18 protein-coding genes and 1 riboswitch are annotated in these 21824 nt (G+C 63.3%); of the genes, 14 read left to right on the top strand and 4 right to left on the bottom strand.

Going from position 1 to position 21824, the window contains the following annotated elements; all coding sequences use genetic code 11:
• Positions 1–74 precede the first annotated feature (74 nt).
• The 3 genes from IEC33019_RS21520 (at position 75) to IEC33019_RS21510 (ending at position 2839) form a co-directional block, all read left to right on the top strand.
• On the top strand, positions 75–965 hold the full coding sequence (locus tag IEC33019_RS21520) for a LysR family transcriptional regulator (RefSeq protein WP_070090506.1): 891 nt from the start codon (positions 75–77) through the stop codon (positions 963–965).
• 51 nt (positions 966–1016) lie between these two features.
• Positions 1017–2288 carry a lipid IV(A) 3-deoxy-D-manno-octulosonic acid transferase gene (gene waaA / locus IEC33019_RS21515; RefSeq protein ID WP_070090505.1) on the top strand — a complete coding sequence of 424 codons (1272 nt, stop codon included), beginning with the start codon at positions 1017–1019 and terminating at the stop codon, positions 2286–2288.
• Between the two features lie 101 nt (positions 2289–2389).
• On the top strand, positions 2390–2839 hold the full coding sequence (locus IEC33019_RS21510; RefSeq protein WP_070090504.1) for a hypothetical protein: 450 nt from the start codon (positions 2390–2392) through the stop codon (positions 2837–2839).
• A gap of 95 nt (positions 2840–2934) precedes the next feature.
• On the opposite strand, the gene IEC33019_RS21505 is transcribed toward IEC33019_RS21510, so the two are convergent.
• Complete coding sequence (locus IEC33019_RS21505; protein WP_070090503.1) at positions 2935–4365, bottom strand: TolC family outer membrane protein; 1431 nt, start codon at positions 4363–4365, stop codon at positions 2935–2937.
• A 153-nt stretch (positions 4366–4518) separates the two neighbouring features.
• A riboswitch (TPP riboswitch) is annotated at positions 4519–4625 on the top strand.
• Positions 4626–4767: 142 nt separating this feature from the next.
• Here IEC33019_RS21505 and thiC point away from each other — a divergent pair.
• Both thiC and cytX read left to right on the top strand, forming a co-directional pair.
• Entirely contained in the window at positions 4768–6654 is a 1887-nt protein-coding gene (thiC, locus tag IEC33019_RS21500; protein WP_070090502.1) for a phosphomethylpyrimidine synthase ThiC, read from the top strand.
• Positions 6655–6798: 144 nt separating this feature from the next.
• Positions 6799–8082, top strand: coding sequence for a putative hydroxymethylpyrimidine transporter CytX (cytX, locus tag IEC33019_RS21495; RefSeq protein WP_070090501.1), 1284 nt, complete (start codon positions 6799–6801; stop codon positions 8080–8082).
• Here the strand turns inward: cytX and IEC33019_RS21490 are convergent.
• Positions 8051–8797, bottom strand: a complete 747-nt coding sequence (locus IEC33019_RS21490; RefSeq protein WP_070090500.1) for an RsiV family protein — start codon at positions 8795–8797, stop codon at positions 8051–8053. The two genes, cytX and IEC33019_RS21490, sit on opposite strands and share 32 nt — an antisense overlap.
• 184 nt (positions 8798–8981) lie before the next feature.
• Here IEC33019_RS21490 and IEC33019_RS21485 point away from each other — a divergent pair, with 184 nt between their 5' ends.
• The 8 genes from IEC33019_RS21485 (at position 8982) to IEC33019_RS21450 (ending at position 17911) form a co-directional block, all read left to right on the top strand.
• Positions 8982–9599: an NUDIX domain-containing protein gene (locus tag IEC33019_RS21485; RefSeq protein WP_070090499.1), complete on the top strand. Its 618-nt coding sequence runs from the start codon at positions 8982–8984 to the stop codon at positions 9597–9599.
• Positions 9590–10042: a DUF1249 domain-containing protein gene (locus tag IEC33019_RS21480; RefSeq protein ID WP_070090498.1), complete on the top strand. Its 453-nt coding sequence runs from the start codon at positions 9590–9592 to the stop codon at positions 10040–10042. Before IEC33019_RS21485 ends, IEC33019_RS21480 begins: the two co-directional genes overlap by 10 nt.
• An 85-nt stretch (positions 10043–10127) precedes the next feature.
• Positions 10128–10943 carry a 3',5'-cyclic-AMP phosphodiesterase gene (gene cpdA, locus IEC33019_RS21475; RefSeq protein WP_070090497.1) on the top strand — a complete coding sequence of 272 codons (816 nt, stop codon included), beginning with the start codon at positions 10128–10130 and terminating at the stop codon, positions 10941–10943.
• Between the two features lie 211 nt (positions 10944–11154).
• Positions 11155–11763 carry a YqiA/YcfP family alpha/beta fold hydrolase gene (locus tag IEC33019_RS21470; RefSeq protein WP_070090496.1) on the top strand — a complete coding sequence of 203 codons (609 nt, stop codon included), beginning with the start codon at positions 11155–11157 and terminating at the stop codon, positions 11761–11763.
• 36 nt (positions 11764–11799) lie between these two features.
• A complete protein-coding gene (gene parE / locus IEC33019_RS21465; protein ID WP_070090495.1) occupies positions 11800–13704 on the top strand; it encodes a DNA topoisomerase IV subunit B in 1905 nt (634 codons plus the stop codon).
• A complete protein-coding gene (locus IEC33019_RS21460; RefSeq protein WP_070090494.1) occupies positions 13701–14687 on the top strand; it encodes an esterase-like activity of phytase family protein in 987 nt (328 codons plus the stop codon). Before parE ends, IEC33019_RS21460 begins: the two co-directional genes overlap by 4 nt.
• 77 nt (positions 14688–14764) lie before the next feature.
• Positions 14765–17023, top strand: coding sequence for a DNA topoisomerase IV subunit A (gene parC, locus IEC33019_RS21455; RefSeq protein ID WP_070090493.1), 2259 nt, complete (start codon positions 14765–14767; stop codon positions 17021–17023).
• A gap of 174 nt (positions 17024–17197) precedes the next feature.
• On the top strand, positions 17198–17911 hold the full coding sequence (locus tag IEC33019_RS21450) for a PqiC family protein (RefSeq protein WP_070090492.1): 714 nt from the start codon (positions 17198–17200) through the stop codon (positions 17909–17911).
• Positions 17912–18083: 172 nt separating this feature from the next.
• Here the strand turns inward: IEC33019_RS21450 and IEC33019_RS21445 are convergent, their stop codons facing one another.
• Positions 18084–19532 carry a histidine kinase gene (locus tag IEC33019_RS21445; RefSeq protein WP_070090491.1) on the bottom strand — a complete coding sequence of 483 codons (1449 nt, stop codon included), beginning with the start codon at positions 19530–19532 and terminating at the stop codon, positions 18084–18086.
• Between the two features lie 136 nt (positions 19533–19668).
• Here IEC33019_RS21445 and serB point away from each other — a divergent pair, with 136 nt between their 5' ends.
• On the top strand, positions 19669–20883 hold the full coding sequence (gene serB, locus IEC33019_RS21440; protein ID WP_070090490.1) for a phosphoserine phosphatase SerB: 1215 nt from the start codon (positions 19669–19671) through the stop codon (positions 20881–20883).
• 70 nt (positions 20884–20953) lie between these two features.
• Here the strand turns inward: serB and asd are convergent, their stop codons facing one another.
• Positions 20954–21817, bottom strand: a complete 864-nt coding sequence (gene asd / locus IEC33019_RS21435) for an archaetidylserine decarboxylase (RefSeq protein WP_070090489.1) — start codon at positions 21815–21817, stop codon at positions 20954–20956.
• Positions 21818–21824: the final 7 nt, after the last annotated feature.

Below are 21824 nucleotides of genomic sequence, written 5' to 3'. Positions count from 1 at the left end.
GTTGCAAGGCTCGCATTCTAGGCCTTAATGAAATGGGGTAAAGTCATTACCTATCTATTCTGGAGATGGGTTGCATGGCCGAGCAGTGGAGCCTGGATCAGTTGCGTCTGTTCTTGCGGGTGGCTGAGTTGCGGTCGTTTTCCGCGGTCGCGCGGGAGCAGCGCAAGGCGCAATCGGCCATCAGCAACGCTATCGCGTTGTTGGAGGCAGACCTGGGCGTGACGTTGTTCGAGCGCAGCAGCGGACGCCAGCCACGCTTGACCGAAAGTGGCGCCGCCTTGCTTGAGGACGCTCGCGAACTGCTGCGCCAGTGCGAGCGCCTGGACGGCCGGGCCTTGGCGCTGATGCGAGGGCAGGAGGCATTGCTGAGGGTGGCCAATGACGAAGCCATGCCCTATCAACCGGTCATCGACAGTTTGGACGAACTGTCCAGCCGTTTTCCGTTCCTCGAGGTGCAATTGGCCAGCGGCGCCCAAGGGGATGTGGCGCGCAAGCTGGTGGAACGGCGCGCGGATCTGGGGCTGTTCTTCCATCACGAGCAGATTCCTGCCTCTCTGGAGCGCCGGGCGTTGGGCAGCGTCGAGATGGTCACGGTCTGCGCCGTGGGCCATCCGCTGGCTCGCGAGCAGCGGGTCAGTCGTCAGCAACTGGCACGTCATCGACAATTGCTGATCACGCCCCAGCAAAGTGGCTACCCTGGCGGCGAGGCGATCAGTCCCCAGGTGTGGCGCGCCGACAGCTTCTATTCCATGGCCGAGTTGCTGATGCGTGGCCTGGGCTGGGCCTGGCTGCCACGGCATGTGGTGCAGTACCCGACCTACCAGACGCACATGGTCGAACTGGACAGCGAGTGGCGTCCGCCAGCGTTGGTCGTCGAGCTGGCCTGGCGCCGCGACCAGCCGCTGGGGCCGGCGGCGCAATGGTTGGCCGAACGCTTCGCCGTGCACCTGCGGGCGATTGGCTGAGGGCTGCGGCTCGCAGGCCTTTTCGTGCAGTTCCTAGTACACTGCGTCGCCATGAACAGAACCCTCTATACCTTGCTGTTTCACCTGGGCCTGCCGCTGGTCGCGCTGCGCCTGTATCTGCGCGCGCGCAAGGCTCCGGCCTACGGCCAGCGTATTGCCGAGCGCTTCGCCTGCAAGCTTGCGCCCATGCATCAGGGGGGCATCTGGGTACATGCGGTGTCGGTGGGCGAGAGCATCGCTGCGGCGCCGATGATTCGCGCCTTGCTCAAGGCCTACCCAGATTTGCCCATCACCCTGACCTGCATGACCCCGACCGGGTCGGAGCGTATTCGCGCGATGTTCGCCGACGAGCCGCGCATCCAGCATTGCTACCTGCCATACGACCTGCCTTGGGCGGCGGGGCGTTTCCTCGATCATGTACGGCCACGGCTGGGCATCATCATGGAAACCGAGCTGTGGCCGAACCACATTCACCAATGCACCAAGCGCGGTATCCCAGTGGCCTTGGCCAATGCACGGTTGTCCGAGCGTTCGGCCCGCGGCTATGCGCGTTTTGCCGGGCTGACTGGGCCGATGCTCGCAGAGATGAGCCTGATCGCCGTGCAGACCGAGGCGGAGGCCGAGCGTTTCCGTAGCCTGGGCGCGCGCCCCGAATGCGTGCAGGTGACCGGTTCGATCAAGTTCGACCTGAAGATCGACGAACAACTGCAACCGCGCGCCAGGGCGCTACGCGAGCAATGGGGCGCCGAGCAGCGTCCGGTGTGGATCGCCGCCAGTACCCATGACGGCGAAGATGCGCTGATTCTGCAGGCCCACCGGGAGTTGTTGCAGGTCCATGGTGATGCGCTGTTGATTCTGGTGCCGCGCCACCCTGAGCGTTTCGATGCGGTGCATGCCCTGTGCCGCGAGCAGTTCGAGACAGTGCGACGCTCTTCGGGGGCGCCGGTGAGCGGCCAGACCGCTGTGCTGCTGGGCGATACCATGGGCGAATTGCTGTTCCTCTACGCGCTGGCCGACATCGCCTTCGTCGGCGGAAGCCTGGTGGCCACTGGCGGACACAATCCGCTGGAACCTGCCGCGCTGGCTTTGCCGGTGATCATGGGGCCGCATGTGTTCAACTTCCTCGAAATCAGCACCATGTTGCGTGAGGCCGGGGCGTTGCAGCAGGTGGACGATGCCGAGGGGCTGTGCGGCGCTGTCCGTCGCTTGATCGAGCTGCCGCAGGATGCCCGGCGAATGGGGCTGGCAGGCAAGGCCGTGATGCAGGCCAATCAAGGGGCGCTGGAGCGGCTGTTGCAGGCGCTGGGCAACTACCTGGCGTGATGCAGAAGGTAGCAAATAGATAGTTCATCCACGCCCTGCGTGCTGCTTACGCTCATGTCCAGAACGCCAACAGGCGCGTCGCAGACTTGAGGAAAAGCCGCATGTACAGCAAGACACTCACCGCGTTCGTTCTAATGATCTCCAGTTCGGCTCATGCCGCGATCGGTGTGTTGAAGTACCCAAAGTTCGTCGAGCCCTGGGCCAGCGTGAGCGTGATCCACCCGGACCCCAATGCCAGTGTCCGCCATACCGGGTCGTATTTCATCGACGCGCTCAAAGGGCCGCACTTTGCCATCGATGGCTCTGCCAGTTGGTCGGTGGATGACACAGAGGAGGGCAGAGTGGAAATGGTGCCGAAGGTGTTGGGAAAACACAGCTTCGTCGAGGAAGTCGAGGTGGTTTCGGGTTCCCAGGCGTGTAATTTCAGCATCATGTACGACCTGCGGCGTGTCAGGCTCCACGCCGCGTCCATGGGCAAGGCGTACGCCGATTGCAGGTCCTCGCTGCATGTCGATGGCGACCACAATGCCATCCGCTTTTACATGAAGTGAGGGCTTCGACACGCGCCCCACATTCTTCACGAGCCCCGGGGTAAGCGGTGCCCGCAAGGCCAGGCTTGCCCGTGAAGAGTCTGTGGCGCAAGGCGTCAGGGGCGCCGCTCGAAGTTCTTCGCCGCCGCAGCCGCCAGGTCCGGTGGGAGGAAGTCCTTGTCAGGGTTGTAGTCGGCTTTCAGGTAGCGGCCCAGGTCCTGCAGGTCCTGCGGGCTGAGCGTCCCGGCGGCCTGTTTCAGGCGAAGATTGTCGAGGATATAGTCGTAGCGGCTGTTGTTGTAGTCGCGCACCGAGGTGTACAGCTGGCGCTGGGCATCGAGCACGTCGACGATGTTGCGGGTACCGACCTGGTAGCCGATCTCGGTAGCCTCCAGGGCGCTCTGGTTGGAAATGATCGATTGCTTGCGCGCCTGGACCTGTTCCACGTCGGTGTTCACCGCACGGTGCAGGTTGCGGGTGTTCTCCACCACCTGACGACGCAGGCTTTCGCGCTGCTGTTCACTCTGGCTCAGGCGCTGGTAGGCCTCGCGCACCTGGGAGCTGGTCAGCCCGCCGCTGTAGATCGGGATGTTCAACTGCAAGCCGATACTGGTCTGCTCCACATCGCCGCTGTAGCGCCCGAACGGTGAGGGGTTGGTGAAGCCGAGGTTGTCGTTGTCGCCCTTTTGGTATTGGGCTACCGCATCGAGCGTCGGGGCATGGCCGGCCTTGCGCTGGCGCAGGGTTTCCTCGGCGGCGGTCACAGCATGGTTGGTGGCCAGCAGGTTGAGGTTCTGCCGCGCCGCAGTGTCGACCCACGCCTTGGCATCGTTGGGAATCGGTACCTGTACCGGCAAGGTGTGGACCACGCCCTGAATCGAGGAGTACTCGCGATTGGTCAAGGTCACCAAGGCCTCGAAGGCATCCTGCACCTGACGTTCGGCGATGATCCGGTTGGCCCGGGCCGTGTCGTAGCTGGCTTGGGATTGCAGCACGTCGGTCTTGTCCGAGAGGCCGACGTCGAAGCGCTCGTTGGACTGGTCCAGCTGGCGCTTGAAGGCCGCTTCCTCGGCTTTGGTCGAGGCCAGGTTGTCCTGGGCGCGCAGTACCGCGAAGTAGTTTTCGGCGGTTTGCAGGATCAGGTTCTGCTCGGTGGCCGACAGCTCCAGGGCCGCCTGCTCGTTGACGGCTTCGGCCGCCTGCAGTTGGAACCAGCGATCGGCACGGAAGATCGGTTGCGCCAGGGTGGCGCTCCAGGAATTGCCGCTGCGGTTGGAGGTTATGGACGGCTCGTCGATCTTGGTGCGGGTGTTCAGCATCTCGGCACCGGCCGACAGGTTTGGCAGCAGCCCGGCCCGGGCCTGGGGAACCACTTCTCGACGTGCGCCGTAGTCGGCGCGGGCAGCGGCCAGATCGGCGTTGTTGTCGACCGCTTCCTGGTAGACGCTGACCAGGTCGGTTTTCACCGTCGTGGGCATATCCGCTGCCCAGACCACTCCGTTGGACGCACAAGACACGGCTATCGCCAGTGAGAGTTTGCGCAGCATAGGCAATCCTTGAAATGAATTTCTGAACTGTTGAGTATCGGGCGATGGGCCAGTGTAGTGCCGGGCGCACCTGGCAACAATCGTCTGACGTGCCTTTCATCATTCGCCAATTTACACGCTTGGCTTTGCCGACCACTTGAGTCTAGACTGCGCATGTTCTTGTCGGGGTGCCTTGAATCGAAGGCTGAGATCGGATAGTTCCGGATCCCGTTGAACCTGATCAGGTTAGCGCCTGCGTAGGGAACAAGATTGCTCGCTTTCCCGGCGAGATCTTGTGTCAGGTCCGGGATTGTCGAAGCTCACGCTCAAGGCACCTCTCGTATCCGGCACCACACCGTCCTAGGTGTATCCGCGCCCCTTCAGGTTCTCCCCCGACATTCCACGCTGTCTGGAGAGCCTGTGATGAGCCAACAAGAAAAATCGATCCACCTCAGCGAGTCGGCGCAAGTCGATCAGCAGTCCGTGCAACCGTTCCCTCGTTCGCGCAAGGTCTATGTCGAAGGCTCGCGCCCCGATATCCGCGTGCCCATGCGCGAAATCAGCCTGCATGACACACCCACAGACTTCGGCGGCGAGCAGAATGCTCCGGTGCTGGTGTACGACACTTCTGGCCCCTACACCGATCCCAATGTCGTCATTGACGTGCGCAAAGGCCTGGGCGATGTGCGCTCGGCGTGGATCGAGGCCCGTGGCGACACCGTGCGCCTGGATGGCCTGAGCTCGAATTTTGGCCAGCAGCGCCTGAACGATGCCGATCTGGCCAAGCTGCGCTTTGCCCACGTGCGCAACCCGCGTCGCGCCAAGCCAGGCGCCAACGTCACCCAGATGCATTACGCGCGTCAGGGCATCATCACCGCCGAGATGGAATACGTCGCCATCCGTGAAAACATGAAGCTGCAGGAGGCCCGCGCCGCAGGCCTGCTGGACCAGCAGCACGCCGGGCACAGCTTCGGTGCCAGCATTCCCAAGGAAATCACCCCTGAGTTCGTGCGCGAGGAAATTGCCCGCGGTCGCGCGATCATTCCCGCCAACATCAACCACCCGGAACTCGAGCCGATGATCATCGGCCGTAATTTCCTGGTGAAGATCAACGGCAACATCGGCAACAGCGCCCTGGGCTCCTCTATCGAGGAAGAAGTGGCCAAGCTGACCTGGGGCATCCGCTGGGGTTCGGACACGGTCATGGACCTGTCCACCGGCAAGCACATCCACGAAACCCGCGAGTGGATCATCCGCAACTCGCCGGTGCCGATCGGCACTGTGCCGATCTACCAGGCCCTGGAAAAAGTCGGCGGTGTCGCCGAGGACCTGACCTGGGAGCTGTTCCGCGACACCCTGATCGAACAGGCTGAGCAGGGCGTGGACTACTTCACCATCCACGCCGGCGTGCTGCTGCGCTACGTGCCGCTGACCGCCAAGCGGGTCACCGGTATCGTCAGCCGCGGTGGTTCGATCATGGCCAAGTGGTGCCTGGCGCATCACAAGGAAAACTTCCTGTACACGCATTTCGATGAGATCTGCGAAATCATGAAGGCCTACGACGTCAGCTTCTCGCTGGGTGATGGCCTGCGTCCGGGCTCGATCGCCGACGCCAACGACGCGGCTCAGTTCGGTGAGCTGGAAACCCTGGGCGAGTTGACCAAGATCGCCTGGAAGCACGACGTGCAGTGCATGATCGAAGGCCCTGGCCACGTGCCGATGCAGTTGATCAAGGAGAACATGGACAAGCAGCTCGAGTGCTGCGACGAGGCACCTTTCTATACCCTCGGCCCGCTGACCACCGACATCGCACCTGGCTACGACCACATCACCTCCGGTATCGGTGCGGCGATGATCGGTTGGTTCGGTTGCGCCATGCTCTGCTACGTAACGCCCAAGGAGCACCTGGGCCTGCCGAACAAGGACGACGTCAAGACCGGCATCATCACCTACAAGATCGCTGCGCATGCCGCCGATCTTGCCAAGGGGCACCCGGGCGCACAGATCCGCGACAATGCCTTGTCCAAGGCGCGCTTCGAGTTCCGTTGGGAAGACCAGTTCAACCTCGGCCTGGACCCGGACACCGCTCGTGCGTTCCATGACGAGACCCTGCCCAAGGAGTCGGCCAAGGTCGCACACTTCTGCTCGATGTGCGGGCCCAAGTTCTGCTCCATGAAGATCACCCAGGAAGTCCGTGAGTACGCTGCCAACCAGCGTATCGAGGCGACGGATGTGTCCGTGGAAGAGGGCATGCGCGAGCAGGCCGAGCGGTTCCGCCAGGAAGGCAGCCAGCTGTACAAAAAGGTGTAATGCATCACGGCCCCTGCCTGTGGGAGGGGCACATTTTTCTGTGCGGGGCACGGCCCTGTAGAAGCGGGTAAACCCCTTCTACAGGGCCGTGCCCTTCGTCAGTTTGACTCGGTTTCCCTAACAACAATTCTGGTAAATCTGCCGATGACCACCCCCAGCCACTTCTCTCCCGACCACCCGGTCCCCCACGGGCAGCGCCAATTCGGGGCGCGTGACCTGTTCTCCCTCTGGTTCTCCCTCGGCATCGGCCTGATGGTCCTGCAGGTTGGCGGGCTGCTGGCACCGGGCCTGGGCTTGGCAGGCTCGGTGTTGGCGATCGTGCTGGGCACTGCGGTGGGCGTGCTGCTGTTGGCGGCGGCCGGCGTCATCGGCAGCGACACCGGGCTGTCGGCCATGGCCACCCTGCGCCTGAGCCTGGGACGCCATGGCGCGCGCCTGCCGGCGCTGCTCAACCTATTGCAACTGGTGGGCTGGGGCTCGTTCGAGATCATCGTCATGCGCGACGCTGCCAGCCTGCTCGGCACCCGGGCATTCGGCGAGGGCAGCGGCTGGAGCAGCCCGCTGCTCTGGACCTTGTGCTTTGGCGCCCTGGCCACTTTGCTGGCAGTCAGCGGGCCGCTGACCTTCGTGCGCAAGGTGCTGCGCAAATGGGGTATCTGGTTGCTGCTTGGTGCCTGCCTGTGGCTGACCTGGAACCTGTTCGCCAAGGCGGACTTGGCGGGCCTGTGGCGCCAGGCGGGCGACGGCTCGATGTCGTTGGCGGTGGGCTTTGACATCGTCATCGCCATGCCGCTGTCGTGGTTGCCGCTGATCGCCGACTATTCGCGTTTCGGCCAGCGTGCCAGCCGCGTGTTCGGCGGTACGGCGCTGGGCTTTTTCATCGGCAATGCCTGGCTGATGAGCCTGGGCGTGGCGTACACCCTGGCCTTCGCGCCGAGCGGTGAGGTCAATGCACTGCTGCTGGCCCTGGCGGGCGCGGGGCTGGGTATCCCTCTGCTGCTGATTCTGCTGGATGAGTCGGAGAACGCTTTTGCCGACATTCACTCGGCGGCGGTGTCTACCGGTTTGTTGGTGCGCTTGAAGATCGAGCACCTGGCCCTGGCCATCGGCGTGTTGTGCACATTGATTGCCCTGCTGGCGCCGCTGGCGCAGTACCAGAACTTCCTGCTGTTGATCGGGTCGGTGTTCGCGCCATTGTTCGGGGTGGTGCTGATGGACCACTTCGTCATTCGTCGTCGGCAGATGCCGGCCGCGATCGGCGGGCTACACTGGCAGGCGCTGGTGGCCTGGGCGGTAGGGGTGGCGGCGTATCACTTCATGGCCAATGTCGCGCCGGAGCTTGGGGCGACCCTGCCGGCACTGCTGCTGGCAGGGGTGCTGCATGGCCTGCTGAGCCTCAGCCGCGGCCAGGAAACAGCTCGGGCTTGAGCACACCATTGAGGCGCGGGTAGGGGATCTTCAGTTCGATGTGGCCCATGGAATAGGGCGCAATGGCATAGACCTCGTACTTGACCACTACCGCGCCGTAGGTGAGTGCCACGTGCGGGGACTTGCGGAAGGGCCAGGTCTTGACGAACTCGGGGTCTTTGTCCATGCCGGTGCTGATCATCCAGGCGCGGTGTGACTCCTCGACAGTCTTCCAGAAGGTCTCCTCCTGGCCGGGCAGCAGCATGTCTTGCAGGGTCAGGACTTTGTCCAGCTTGCGCGAATAGTTGATGAAGCCGCGCCCCGGCATGCCATGGGCGCCACCGCTGTCCAGGTAGCTGGACAGTTCGATGATCACCAGCCCGTCATGCTGCTCGCGTACCTTGGCCTGCAGGTAGCTGCTGTTGCGCTTGTCGGCGCTGGCCAGGTATTGCTGCTCGTAGGCTTGCAGCGAGGTGGGCGCCGTGCCGCGTTGGTTGTCTTCGGTCAGTTGCAGCAAGCGCTGCTCGACGATGGCATCGAGCTTGGGCAGGGCCGGGAAATGAATGGTGTCGATGTTCACCAGCGGGCAGTCGTTCTCGTTGCAACCGGGCTTGACGTGTTCCCAGGCGTCGCGCTTGACCTCGAGCGGAGCTCGGTAGTTGGGCGCGAACAGGCTTTGGCAGGCGCCAAGGGCCATTGCCAGCACAGCCACGGAAGTCAGTTTGACAAGCGTCATGATGATCCTTGCAGAACAGATGGAGTCGAGCTTCGACCGTCGGCGCGGCCTTCAGTTCGCCACTAAGCTAACAGAGTAGAGACGCTCTGTCCCGGCTGCCTGAACGGTCACTGGAAAGGGATGAAACACGGCGGCTCGCAGAGTAGGATGGCGCGATGCAGTAGACGAGGTAACGAGGATTCCCATGTCAGACACGTTGAATTCAGTGCCCAAGGCGGTCGAGATCGTCGAGCAGGCGAACTGCTTCCAGGGCTTCTACCGGCTCGACAGGGTGCGCTTGCGCCATGAACTGTTCGCCGGCGGCATGGGGCGTGAGATCAGCCGAGAACTGTTCGTGCGTCACGATGCGGTCTGCGTGCTGCCATACGATCCTCAACGTGACGAGGTGGTGCTGATCGAGCAGTTCCGCGTCGGCGCCCTGGGCAAGGTCGAGAACCCTTGGCTGATCGAAATGGTCGCTGGGCTCATCGACAAGGCCGAGGAGCCTGAGGCGGTCGCCCACCGTGAAGCCGAGGAGGAGGCCGGCCTGACCTTCAGCGCACTGTGGCCAATGACCCGTTATTTCCCCTCGCCCGGTGGCAGTGACGAGTATGTGCATCTGTTCCTCGGCCGCTGCTCCAGCGAAGGCGCCGGCGGGCTGCATGGTCTGGAGGAAGAGGGCGAGGACATCCGGGTGCGCGTCTGGTCGTTCGAGGACGCCCTACAGGCTGTGCGGGATGGGCGTATCTGCAACGCCGCGACCATCATCGGTCTGCAATGGCTGGCGCTGAACCGGGCGGAAGTGCGAGGGATGTGGTCGTGAACCTGTTACGCGAGCGCTACCGGGTCGACCTGGCCGGGCTGCAGGCAGCCTGTGAGGCCAATTATGCCCGCCTGATGCGTCTGTTGCCCGACATGCGCACCACCCAGAGCTCGCGGCGCATCGGCATGACCCAAGGTGACCAGATGCTGGGTGTGCTGGTGCTCGATGTGCTGCTGGCCTGCCCGTACACCACCACCTTGCGCGTGCGTCAGGAGCACAGCCTGCCGTGGCTGCCGGTGCCGCACCTGGAGGTGCAGGTGTACCACGATGCGCGTATGGCTGAAGTGGTCAGTGCCGAGCATACCCGGCGCCTGCGTAGCATCTACCCCTACCCCAACGCGGCGATGCACCAGCCAGACGAAAAGGCGCAGCTCAACCTGTTCCTGGGCGAATGGCTCAGCCATTGCCTGGCCTGCGGTCATGAGTTGGAAGCCGTTCGCTGAAATGTGACGGCGGTCGGCTTCGGCCCTTTGCTCCAACCCCTTCGGCATCCCATAATCGCGCTGAATCCGTTCGAGGAGCCGGCCGTTGCCGCAATCCAATCTCCCTCAAGCCTCGGCACCCCTTCACGTGGTGCAATTGACCGACGCCCACCTGTTCGCGAATGCTGGCGGCACCCTGCTGGGTATGAATACCCGAGACAGCTTGCGCCATGTGGTCGAACAGGTGCGCCGTGAGCAACCGCGCCTGGACCTGCTCCTGTGCACCGGAGATCTGTCCCAGGATGGCAGCGTCGCGTCCTATGAAGCCTTCCGCCATCTGACCGCGGTACTGGATGCGCCTGGCCGCTGGCTGCCGGGCAATCACGATGAGGCCCTGGTCATGGCCCAGGTCGCGCAGGATAGCGATCTGGTGCGGGCGGTCACCGATCTTGGGGCCTGGCGTATCGTCATGCTCAACTCGAACGTGCCTGATGCCACCCATGGTTGGCTTGCCGACGGTCAACTGGCCGTCCTGGAGCAGGCCTTGGCCGGCGCGGGTGAGCGCCACTGTCTGATTTGCCTGCACCACCAGCCAGTGGATGTCGGCTGCGCCTGGATTGCGCCGATCGGTTTGCGCAATGCCGATGAGCTGTGGAAATGTCTGCGCAGTTATCCACAGGTGAAAGCAGTGCTCTGGGGGCATATCCATCAGCCGTGGGATGAGCTGCGTGAAGGCATTCGTCTGCTGGCCACGCCCTCGACCTGCATTCAGTTCGCGCCCCGCAGCGAGGACTTCCAGGTCAGCGAGGAGCAGCCGGGGTACCGGTGGTTGCGCTTGCATCCCGATGGGCGAGTCGAGAGCGGGGTCGAGCGGGCCCGGGATTTTGCGGTGAAGCTGGACTTCAACAGTCCGGGGTACTGAGGCCTTTGGCGTTTAATGGGGCGGTAAGGCCGCTTCCACAGGGATTGATTGACGGTGATCCCGGGCTTAACTGCGAATCTGACGCCCCGCTTGGGGCTTGAAGAATTTGTTGCGAAAAGCCCGAAGCTGCGCCAAATCCCAGCGAACAGGCTACACTGCGCGTCCCTGCGCCCGCACGGATGGGCGCGCCGCAGTACACACCGGGGGCAGCATGTCGGGTTCCATCCTTTATATCCATGGCTTCAACAGCTCGCCGCTGTCGAGGAAGGCGCTCCAGCTCGAAGCGGTGATGCAGCAGTTGGGCCTGGCCGATCAGTTGCGTGTGCCCGCCCTGCATCACCACCCTCGTCAGGCCATCGCCCAACTCGAAGGGGCCATCGCCGAGCTGGGTCAACCGTTGCTGGTGGGCAGTTCGCTCGGCGGCTACTATGCCACCTATCTGGCCGAGCGCCATGGCCTGAAGGCCCTGCTCATCAACCCGGCGGTAGGACCGCACCGTCTGTTCGACGGATACCTCGGCCCCCAGCGCAACCTGTACACCGACGAGACCTGGGAGCTGACCCTGGATCACGTGCAAGCCCTGGCCGAGCTGGAGGTGCCGCCACCGCAGGATGCCAACCGCTACCAGGTGTGGTTGCAGACTGCCGACGAAACCCTGGATTATCGCCATGCCGAGCGCTACTACCGGGCCTGTGCGCTGCGCATCCAGGCCGGTGGCGACCACGGTTTCCAAGGCTTTGCCGAGCGCCTTCCGGCATTGCTGGCCTTCGCCGACATTGCGCGTGGGCAGTATGCGGCGCTCGATTTTTCTGTATTTTGATCTTTTTTGCATTCACCAGACTGACGACGAGAACCCATGGCCAATCCCAGCGCTAGCGCCTATAACGCAGACGCCATCGAAGTCCTCTCGGGCCTTGACCCGGTCCGCAAGCGGCCGGGCATGTACACCGATACCAGCCGGCCCAATCACCTGGCCCAGGAAGTCATCGACAACAGTGTCGACGAAGCCCTGGCTGGCCACGCCCGTTCGGTACAGGTGATCCTCCATGCCGACCACTCGCTGGAAGTGTGCGACGACGGTCGTGGCATGCCAGTGGACATTCACCCCGAGGAGGGTGTGTCCGGGGTCGAGCTGATCCTCACCAAGCTGCACGCTGGCGGCAAGTTCTCCAACAAGAACTACCAGTTCTCCGGCGGCCTGCACGGCGTGGGCATTTCGGTGGTCAACGCCTTGTCCAGCCAGGTCCGCGTGCGCGTCAAACGTGATGGCACCGAGTACCAGATGACCTTCGCCGATGGCTACAAGGCCAGCGAGCTGGAGGTGGTCGGGACTGTAGGCAAGCGCAACACCGGCACCAGTGTCTACTTCAGCCCCGACCCGAAGTACTTCGATTCGCCGAAGTTTTCCATCAGTCGCCTCAAGCATGTGCTCAAGGCCAAGGCCGTGCTTTGCCCGGGTCTGTTGGTCAGCTTCGAGGACAAGGCCAGCGGCGAGAAAATCGAATGGCATTACGAGGACGGCCTGCGCTCGTACCTGGTCGATTCGGTCAGCGAGTTCGTGCGCCTGCCTGACGAGCCGTTCTGCGGCAGTCTTGCGGGCAACAAGGAAGCTGTCGACTGGGCCTTGCTGTGGCTGCCTGAGGGCGGCGACAGCGTCCAGGAAAGCTACGTCAACTTGATCCCCACCGCTCAGGGCGGCACCCACGTTAATGGCCTGCGCCAGGGGCTGCTGGATGCGATGCGCGAGTTCTGCGAGTTCCGCAACCTGCTGCCCCGTGGCGTCAAACTGGCGCCTGAGGATGTCTGGGAGCGCATCACCTTCGTCTTGTCCATGAAGATGCAGGAACCGCAGTTCTCCGGTCAGACCAAGGAGCGTCTGTCGTCTCGCGAGGCGGCGGCGTTCGTCTCCGGTGTGGTCAAGGATGCGTTCAGCCTGTGGCTCAATGCCCACCCTGAGTTGGGCATGCAACTGGCGGAGCTGGCCATCAGCAACGCCGGACGCCGTCTGAAGGCAAGCAAGAAGGTCGAGCGCAAACGCATCACCCAGGGGCCGGCGCTGCCCGGCAAGCTGGCCGACTGCGCAGGCCAAGACCCGATGCGTGCCGAGCTGTTCCTGGTCGAGGGTGACTCGGCCGGTGGTTCGGCCAAGCAAGCGCGCGACAAGGAGTTCCAGGCGATCCTGCCGCTGCGCGGCAAGATCCTCAACACCTGGGAAGTCGACGGTGGCGAAGTTCTGGCCAGCCAGGAGGTGCACAACATCGCGGTGGCCATCGGTGTCGATCCGGGCGCTGCGGACTTGTCGCAGTTACGTTACGGCAAGATCTGCATCCTTGCCGACGCCGACTCCGACGGCCTGCACATCGCCACGCTGCTGTGCGCCCTGTTCGTCCAGCATTTCCGCCCGCTGGTGGAGGCCGGTCACGTATACGTGGCCATGCCGCCGCTGTATCGCATCGACCTGGGCAAGGAGATCTACTACGCCCTCGACGAGGCGGAGCGTGACGGTATCCTGGACCGTCTGGTGGCCGAGAAGAAACGTGGCAAGCCACAGGTCACCCGATTCAAGGGCCTGGGCGAGATGAACCCGCCACAGTTGCGCGAAACCACCATGGATCCGAACACCCGGCGCCTGGTCCAGCTGACCCTGGACGATGGGCAGGGCACCACCGAGATCATGGACATGCTGCTGGCCAAGAAGCGCGCCGGCGATCGCAAGAGCTGGCTGGAGACCAAGGGCAACCTCGCCGAGGTACTGGTTTGACCCGCCTGCTTGCAGCGATTTGCCTGCTGTTGGTCGCCTTGCCGAGCCTGGCGGCCAACTGGCCGGAGCTCAAGATGAGCGAGGAACATCCGGTCGACGGCATGCGCGGCGGCAACCTGTCGGGCCTGACCTGGTGCCGGGGTGCCTTGTGGACAGTGTCCGACCGGGACGACGACCGCATCTACCGCCTCGATCAGCAGGCGCAAGCCTGGCGTGCCCAGCCACTGTCCTTCACGCCACCACCGGTGCCGGAGAGCGGCCTGCCCTGGGGGTTGAAGTCGCGCAACTGGGCGGCGTCCTACATCCGCGGTGGCGAGTTGGACTTCGAAGGCATCACTTGCGATCAGAGTGGCAACTTCTATCTGGTCAGCGAGGCCCATGCGGCGGTGCTGCAGCTGCCTGTCGACGGTGAGCCGCACTGGTTGAAGATCGACCCGGCCATGGTTCGCCAGGCGCGTGCCAGTGGCATGCTGCTGCACTTCAATGCGCTGTTCGAAGGGCTGGCGATCCACCCGTCGGGGGAGCGTTTGTGGCTGGCGGCCGAGCGTGAGCGACGCGGGTTGCTGTTGGTCGAGCGCCAGCAGTCGGTCTGGAAATGCGGGCGCAGCTGCGTGCTGCTCAGCGAGGCGGGTGTCGAGATGCAGCCCGCGCAGATGCCCAGCCCCCAAGCCATGACGCGGGACTTCTCCGACTTGGCCTGGTACGAGGGCAAGCTGTACACCCTCGAACGCAACGCCTATCGCATCTGCCGTCGCGACAGCGACAGCGGGCAGGTCGAGCGCTGTTGGTCGTTCGCCGCCGATGCGTTGGTGGAATCGCGCCGCTACGACCAGCCGTATGGCCTGGCCGAGGCCCTGGTGATCGATGCCAAAGGCGCCTGGGTCGGTGTGGACAACAACAACGGCGACCGTGCCGATGGCGAGGCTCGCCCGATCGTCTGGCGATTCGCGGCCCCCGAGGGCGGTTGGAACGCCAAGCCATAGGCTTGCCGGCTGATTTGAATTTACCCGGCGCGGCGGCGTCTTGTCGCCGCGCTAGAACTTGAAATGACGAGGCCCGCATGAGCGACTCACTGGAACTCAGTCTCGAAGGCGTCGAACGCCGTTCCTTGGCTGACTTCACCGAACAGGCCTACCTCAACTATTCCATGTACGTGATCATGGACCGTGCCTTGCCGCATATCGGCGATGGCCTGAAGCCGGTGCAACGCCGCATCGTCTACGCCATGAGCGAGTTGGGGCTCGATGCCGACGCCAAGCACAAGAAGTCGGCGCGCACCGTCGGTGACGTGCTCGGCAAGTTCCACCCCCATGGCGACTCGGCCTGCTACGAGGCCATGGTGCTGATGGCCCAGCCATTCAGCTACCGCTATACCCTGGTCGATGGCCAGGGCAACTGGGGTGCGCCAGACGATCCGAAGTCGTTCGCCGCCATGCGTTACACCGAGGCGCGCCTGTCGCGTTATTCCGAGGTGTTGCTCAGTGAGTTGGGCCAGGGCACTGTCGACTGGGTGCCGAACTTCGACGGCACCCTCCAGGAACCTGCCGTGCTGCCGGCGCGCCTGCCGAACATCCTGCTCAATGGCACCACCGGCATCGCCGTGGGCATGGCCACCGACGTGCCGCCGCACAACCTGCGTGAAGTCGCCAGCGCTTGCGTGCGCCTGCTCGACGAGCCCAAGGCCACCATCGAGCAGTTGTGCGAGCACATCCAGGGGCCGGACTATCCGACCGAGGCCGAGATCGTCACACCGCGTGCCGAGATCCTCAAAATCTATGAGAGCGGCCGTGGCTCGATCCGCATGCGCGCCGTGTACCGGGTAGAAGATGGCGACATCGTGGTGACGGCCTTGCCGCACCAGGTCTCCGGTGCCAAGGTGCTGGAGCAGATCGCTGCGCAGATGCAGGCCAAGAAGCTGCCGATGGTCGCCGACCTGCGCGATGAGTCGGATCACGAGAACCCCTGCCGCATCGTCATCATCCCTCGCTCGAACCGCGTGGATGCCGACGAACTGATGCAGCACCTGTTCGCCACCACAGAGCTCGAGAGCAGCTACCGGGTCAACGTCAACATCATCGGTCTGGACGGCCGGCCGCAGTTGAAGAACCTGCGCGCCTTGCTGCTCGAATGGCTGGAGTACCGCATCGGTACCGTCCGCCGTCGTTTGCAACACCGCTTGGAGAAGGTCGAGAAACGCCTGCACCTGTTGGAAGGCTTGCTCACGGCGTTCCTCAACCTGGATGAAGTCATCCATATCATCCGCACCGAAGACCAGCCCAAGCAGGCCCTGATTGCCCGCTTCGACCTTACCGAGGTCCAGGCCGACTACATCCTCGAGACCCGTCTGCGTCAGCTGGCGCGCCTCGAAGAGATGAAAATCCGCGGCGAGCAAGACGAGTTGCTCAAGGAGCAGGCCAAGCTGCTGGCCCTGCTGGGCAGCGATGCCAAGCTGCGTAAGCTGGTACGCAGCGAGCTGATCAAGGATGCCGAGACCTACGGCGACGACCGCCGCTCGCCGATCGTCGAGCGTGCCGAGGCCAAGGCACTCTCGGAAAATGAGCTGATGCCGACCGAGCCTGTCACCGTCGTGCTCTCCGAGAAGGGCTGGGTACGCTGCGCCAAAGGGCATGACATCGATGCCACAGGCCTGTCCTATAAGGCCGGGGATGGTTTCAAGGGCGCTGCCGCTGGTCGCTCCAATCAGTATGCCGTGTTCATCGATTCCACCGGGCGCAGCTATTCGCTGGCAGCCCACAGCCTGCCATCGGCCCGCGGGCAAGGCGAACCGCTGACCGGTCGCCTGACGCCGCCGCCGGGAGCGAGCTTCGACTGCGTGCTGTTGCCTGATGACGATGCGCTCTATGTCGTAGCCTCCGATGCCGGCTACGGTTTCGTGGTCAAGGGTGAAGACCTGCAGGCCAAGAACAAGGCCGGCAAAGGCCTGCTCAGCCTGCCCAACGGTGCCAAGGTGATGACACCACGGCCGGTGGCGGACCGTGAGCAGGATTGGTTGGCGGCGGTGACCACCGAAGGCCGCTTGCTGATCTTCAAGGTCAGCGACCTGCCGCAGTTGGGTAAAGGCAAGGGCAACAAGATCATCGGAGTACCCGGTGATCGGGTCGCCAGCCGTGAAGAATTTGTCACTGACCTTGCGGTCGTTGGCGAGGGCGCGACCCTTGTATTGCAAGCGGGCAAGCGTACGCTATCTCTCAAGCCTGATGATCTTGAGCATTACAAAGGCGAGCGGGGACGGCGTGGCAGCAAGCTTCCTCGTGGCTTCCAGCGCGTGGATGGCATGGCGGTTGAACGTCCCGATTGAACCGGCAGTCTGTCTGGAACGGCAATTTCAGCGTCATTTCAGGCAGAAATGCTGGAGTCGGGCGGTTATTTCGCGGATGATAGTGCCCTTGCGGTGCCGGCGTGGCTGTGTGCCCGTAAGAATCTACATGAGTATCACTGCGGTTTCCCTTGGGCGACCGCTTGGATGGGATGAATGAAATTTCTGCGCCTTCCATTTGCGCTGTTGATGACAGGTCTGCTGGGACTGAGCGGATGCAGCATGCATCAGCCAGTGGCGTTGTATCAGCTGGACAGCGGTGATCCAGGCCAGCCCTCGCAGAGTGCCGGTCTGGCGGTTGTGCTCGGCCCGGTATCGGTCGCCGATTACCTGCAACGCGAAACCTTCCTGCAGCGTCAGCCTGATGGCAGCCTGACTTCGGCGACCGACGGTCGTTGGGCGGGCAGCCTGTCTTCGGATATCGACCAATTGCTGGTTCGTCAACTGGCCTGGCGCCTGGACAGCCAGCGCGTGGTCCTGGCACCGGCGACCGCCGGTTTCAATCCGGACGTGCAAGTGCTGCTGTCGATTACCCGGCTGGATTCGGGCAAGAACCAGCCTGCCATCCTCGACGCCCAGTGGCGCCTGCTCGATCGTCGCGGCAAGGTACGGGATAACCGTATCGTCCACTTGGAGCAGCCGCACGAAGGCTCCGAGTCGTCCCAGGTTCAGGCTCAGGGGCAATTGCTGCAGAAGCTGGCCGAGCAGCTCAGTGTGGCGGTCAAGCCGCTGGCCAACCAGCCGGCGATTGCCGAAGAATCCACACCTCAACGCAAGACAGCGCCGGTCCAGGTCAAGAAAGGGCCTGAGAAGCCAAAGATTCCGATGGCTTCGCCCATTCGTACCGACATGGAGGTCTACCGGTTCTAAACCGATGGACACAAAAAAGCCCGCAGCGATGCGGGCTTTTTTATTGCTTCGTGAAGTTGGTGCTGGGCTTCGAACTGTAGGAGCGGTTGCGAATTTGAGGGCAGCTATACGGCCCATCCCAGGTTTTGCCAGCGCCTTCGGTGCGCTGGCTCAACCATGGTCTTTCCCGAACTCAGGTCCGGCGTTCGTGCATACGCGCCAACTGGCGTTCGAGCATCGAGGGGTAGGGCTCCATCAGTCGCTCGACGCAGCAGGCCCCTTCGGGGCTGGCAATCGGGCGGATGCGGGCGCGTTGGCGAATCAGCGCGTCGTCGCTGATCTTGCGCTCCACCAGCAGCAGGTTGCGGCTGTGTTGTGAGAGCGCCAGGGCATCCTGAGCTTTTTCGGTCATCAGCAGGTCGATCTGCTCCAGCCCTTGCAGGTCGTCCGCCAGGACCAGGCCCAATTGCAGTTGCAGGGTGATGCCGCTGTCGGCCACCTCGATCTGCAACGCGTGGCCCAGCGCCCGTAGCAGCTCGCCGCAGCAGATAGCATTGGTCAGATAGTCCTCGCCACAGTCGCGGCTGTGGAACAGCAACAGCGTGCTGCCGTCGTTGAGGGTATGGGTTTGGCCGTCATACAGCGACGCGGCCTGCTCCAGGCAGTCGCGATAACGCTCCAGCAGCTCGGTCAGGCGTGTACGGGGCAGACGGCGCAGTTGCTCCTGGGAGCCCAACTGCACGGCGAGCACGGCGCTGTACTGCGGCTCGTCGGACACTGCCGCGACTGGCTTGGCGTGGCTGTCCTCGGCATCGATCAGGCCGGCGAAGGCTTCGTCGTCCTCATCGTCTTCGGTCGCGACCTTGGCTTTTGCCGTGACTTTGGGGGCGACGGCGACTTCTTCCAGGTCCTCGAAGTCTTCTTCGACTTCCTCAGGCTCAGGCGGTGGTGGCGGTGCCAGGCGTGTGTGCAGCTGGCGCGCCAGGTCGCCGATCTCGTCCTGACGATCGGTCGCAGGGGTATAGGGGTGCGGGTCGCGCAACCACACGCGCAACTGCAGGAGCGGCGTGGTGATGTGGCGACCCAGGCGCAGGCTCAGGGCCAACGCCAAGGCCAGTAGGATGGCGCCGAGGATGCCCATGCTCTGCATGCTGATGGTCATCGGCTGCTGGAACTGGCTCATGTCCAGGCTGATGCGCAACTGCCCGGCCGTCACGTCCTGGAAGGTGATCTTGGTCTGGTAGAGGCCTTCGGCCTCGCCCAGCAGGCCGTTTCTCGGCCGCTGGCCGGCTTCGGCCAGCATGCGGTTGTCCACGCTGTAGATGGCTGCATGGGCCACCAGTGGGTTCTTCACCAGATTGCCCAGCAATACGTTGAGGCTGAGGATGTCGTTGGACACCAGCAGCTCAGTCGCCGAGTTGGCGGTCTGGATGGTCAGGCTCTGGCCGAGGGCGTCGGCCTGTTCATGCATGGCCTGCCTGAACTGCAGACCCATGACGCAGGCGTAGATCACCAGTGCCAGGGCCACCAGGAAAATATTGTGGCTGGCGATGCGCAGAGCCAGCGGAACACGGCGCTGGCGTAGGGCTCGGAAGATCATCAGGAAGAAGTTATCAGGTTTGACTGGCGTGGGCCGGTTCACAGAGCGCGGCTCTTTATGGCGAAAAAGGTGTTGCGCAGTATAGCGAGCCGTGTTTTGTCGGCAAAGTATCGGTAGCGCCCGATGGTCACGGAAAATCGGTAGAATGCGCATTTTTCATCGAAGTCGGAGCCCGGTCTTGCGCGAAATCGTCCTGATCAACATCACTGGTGAAGACCGTCCCGGTCTCACTGCGGCCATCACCGGCGTCCTGGTCCAGGGCGGTGTGAACATTCTCGACATCGGCCTGGCGGTGATGCATGGCACCCTGTCCTTCGGCATTCTGGTCGATATTCCGGACAACGAAGTGGCCACCAACCTGTTGCAGAGCGTGCAGGCCAAAGCCCATGCGCTGAATTTACAGGCCCGCTACACGCCTATTTCCGAAGCCGATTACCAGCATTGGGCCGACAGCCAGGGCGAGGCGCGCCATATCGTGACGTTGCTCAGCCGCAAGGTCACCCCTGAGCAGTTGCAGCGGGTCAGCGCGGTGATCAGCCAGTACGGCCTGACCATCGAACGTATCGAGCGCCTGTCCGCGCGCGTTTCGCTGGACGCTTTGTGCGAGAAGAGCAAGGCCAGCCTGGAAATTTCCGTGCGCGGCGAGCCAAGTGATGCTCAGGCCCTGCGCGCGGACTTCTTCGCCCTGGCCGAGGAACTGAGCGTCGACATCGCCTTCCAGAAGGACGATCTGTTCCGCCGCAACCGGCGCCTGGCCGTGTTCGACATGGACTCGACGCTGATCGAGGCCGAGGTGATCGATGAGCTGGCCAAGGCCGCTGGGGTGGGCGAGCAAGTGTCGGCGATCACTGAGCGCGCCATGCGCGGTGAATTGGATTTCCGAGCGAGCTTCAAGGAGCGCATGGCTTTGCTCAAGGGCCTGGACGTTGGCGTGCTGGACCAGATCGGCGCCTCCCTGCGCCTGACAGAGGGCGCCGAGCACCTGTTCGCCGAGCTCAAGCGCCTGGGCTACAAGACTGCGATCCTGTCTGGCGGTTTCTCCTACTTCGCCAAGCAGGTGCAGGCGCGCCTTGGCATCGACTATGTCTTTGCCAACGAACTGGAAGTGGTCGACGGTAAGGTCACGGGCGTAGCGGTTGAGCCGATCGTCGATGCGCAGCGCAAGGCCGACCTGTTGCAGCAGCTGGCGAGCGAAGAAGGCTTGCAGCTGGAGCAGACCATTGCCGTGGGTGATGGCGCCAACGATCTGCCGATGCTGTCGCTGGCCGGCTTGGGTGTTGCTTTCCGTGCCAAGCCGCTGGTGCGTCAGTCGGCCAAGCAGGCGATCTCCACCTTGGGGCTCGATGGCGTGCTGTATCTGCTGGGGCTGCGCGATCGCGACGCGCGTAGCTAAGGCTAGCGGCTGCTTTTGTAGCGCCATAAAAAAGGCCCCGCATGTGCGGGGCCTTTTTTATGGCGATGACTCAGGCTTGGGCCGGTAGAGCCAGCAACTCGCCCATGCGCACTGCGGAGCCGGCGCCCAGGCTTTCAGTCCACTTCACTTGCTCTGGGCCAAACAGCACGATAGCGGTCGAGCCCAGTTTGAAGCGGCCCAGCTCGGCGCCTTTCTCCAGGTGGATGGGCGCGCGGCTGCCTTCATCGTAGCGGAAGGTCTTGAGCTCGCGTTTGGGCGGCGTGACCAAGCCTGCCCAGACCGTCTCGATCGAGGCCACGATCATCGCACCGACCAGCACCACGGCCATTGGGCCGCGCTCGGTGTCGAACAGGCAGACGACCCGCTCGTTGCGGGCGAACAGCTCGGGCACGTTCTCTGCGGTGGTCTGGTTCACCGAGAACAGCCGGCCTGGCACGTAGACCATCTCACGCAGGGTGCCGGCCAGCGGCATGTGCACGCGGTGATAGTCCTTGGGCGACAGGTAGATGGTGGCGAACTCACCCCCCATGAAGGGCGCGGCCAGGACAGGGTCGCCGCCGAGCAGTTCCAGCGCGCTGAAGCTGTGCCCCTTGGCCTGGAAGATACGGCCATGTTCGATCGGTCCGAGTTGGCTGACGGCACCATCGGCTGGGCAGAGGATAGCGCCTGGGGTTTCGTCCAGCGGGCGGGCGCCTGGCTTCAGAGCGCGAGTGAAGAACGCATTGAAATGCTCATAAGCGGTCAGGTCTTCGACCAGTGCTTCGGACATGTTCACCTGGTAGCGCTTGGCGAACCAGGCGGTGAAAGCGTTCTTGAACCAGCGGGCACGGCATTCTGCGATGCAGCCGGCCAGCCGCGAGAGCAGGTGATGCGGCAGCAGGTACTGGCTGATGATGAACAAGCGGGATTTCATTGGGTTT

This window comes from Pseudomonas putida, assembly GCF_002741075.1.
Classification (GTDB): Bacteria; Pseudomonadota; Gammaproteobacteria; order Pseudomonadales; family Pseudomonadaceae; genus Aquipseudomonas; species Aquipseudomonas putida_T.
Note: the sequence above shows the minus strand (reverse complement) of the source record. Positions and strands in the feature narration are given on the sequence as shown.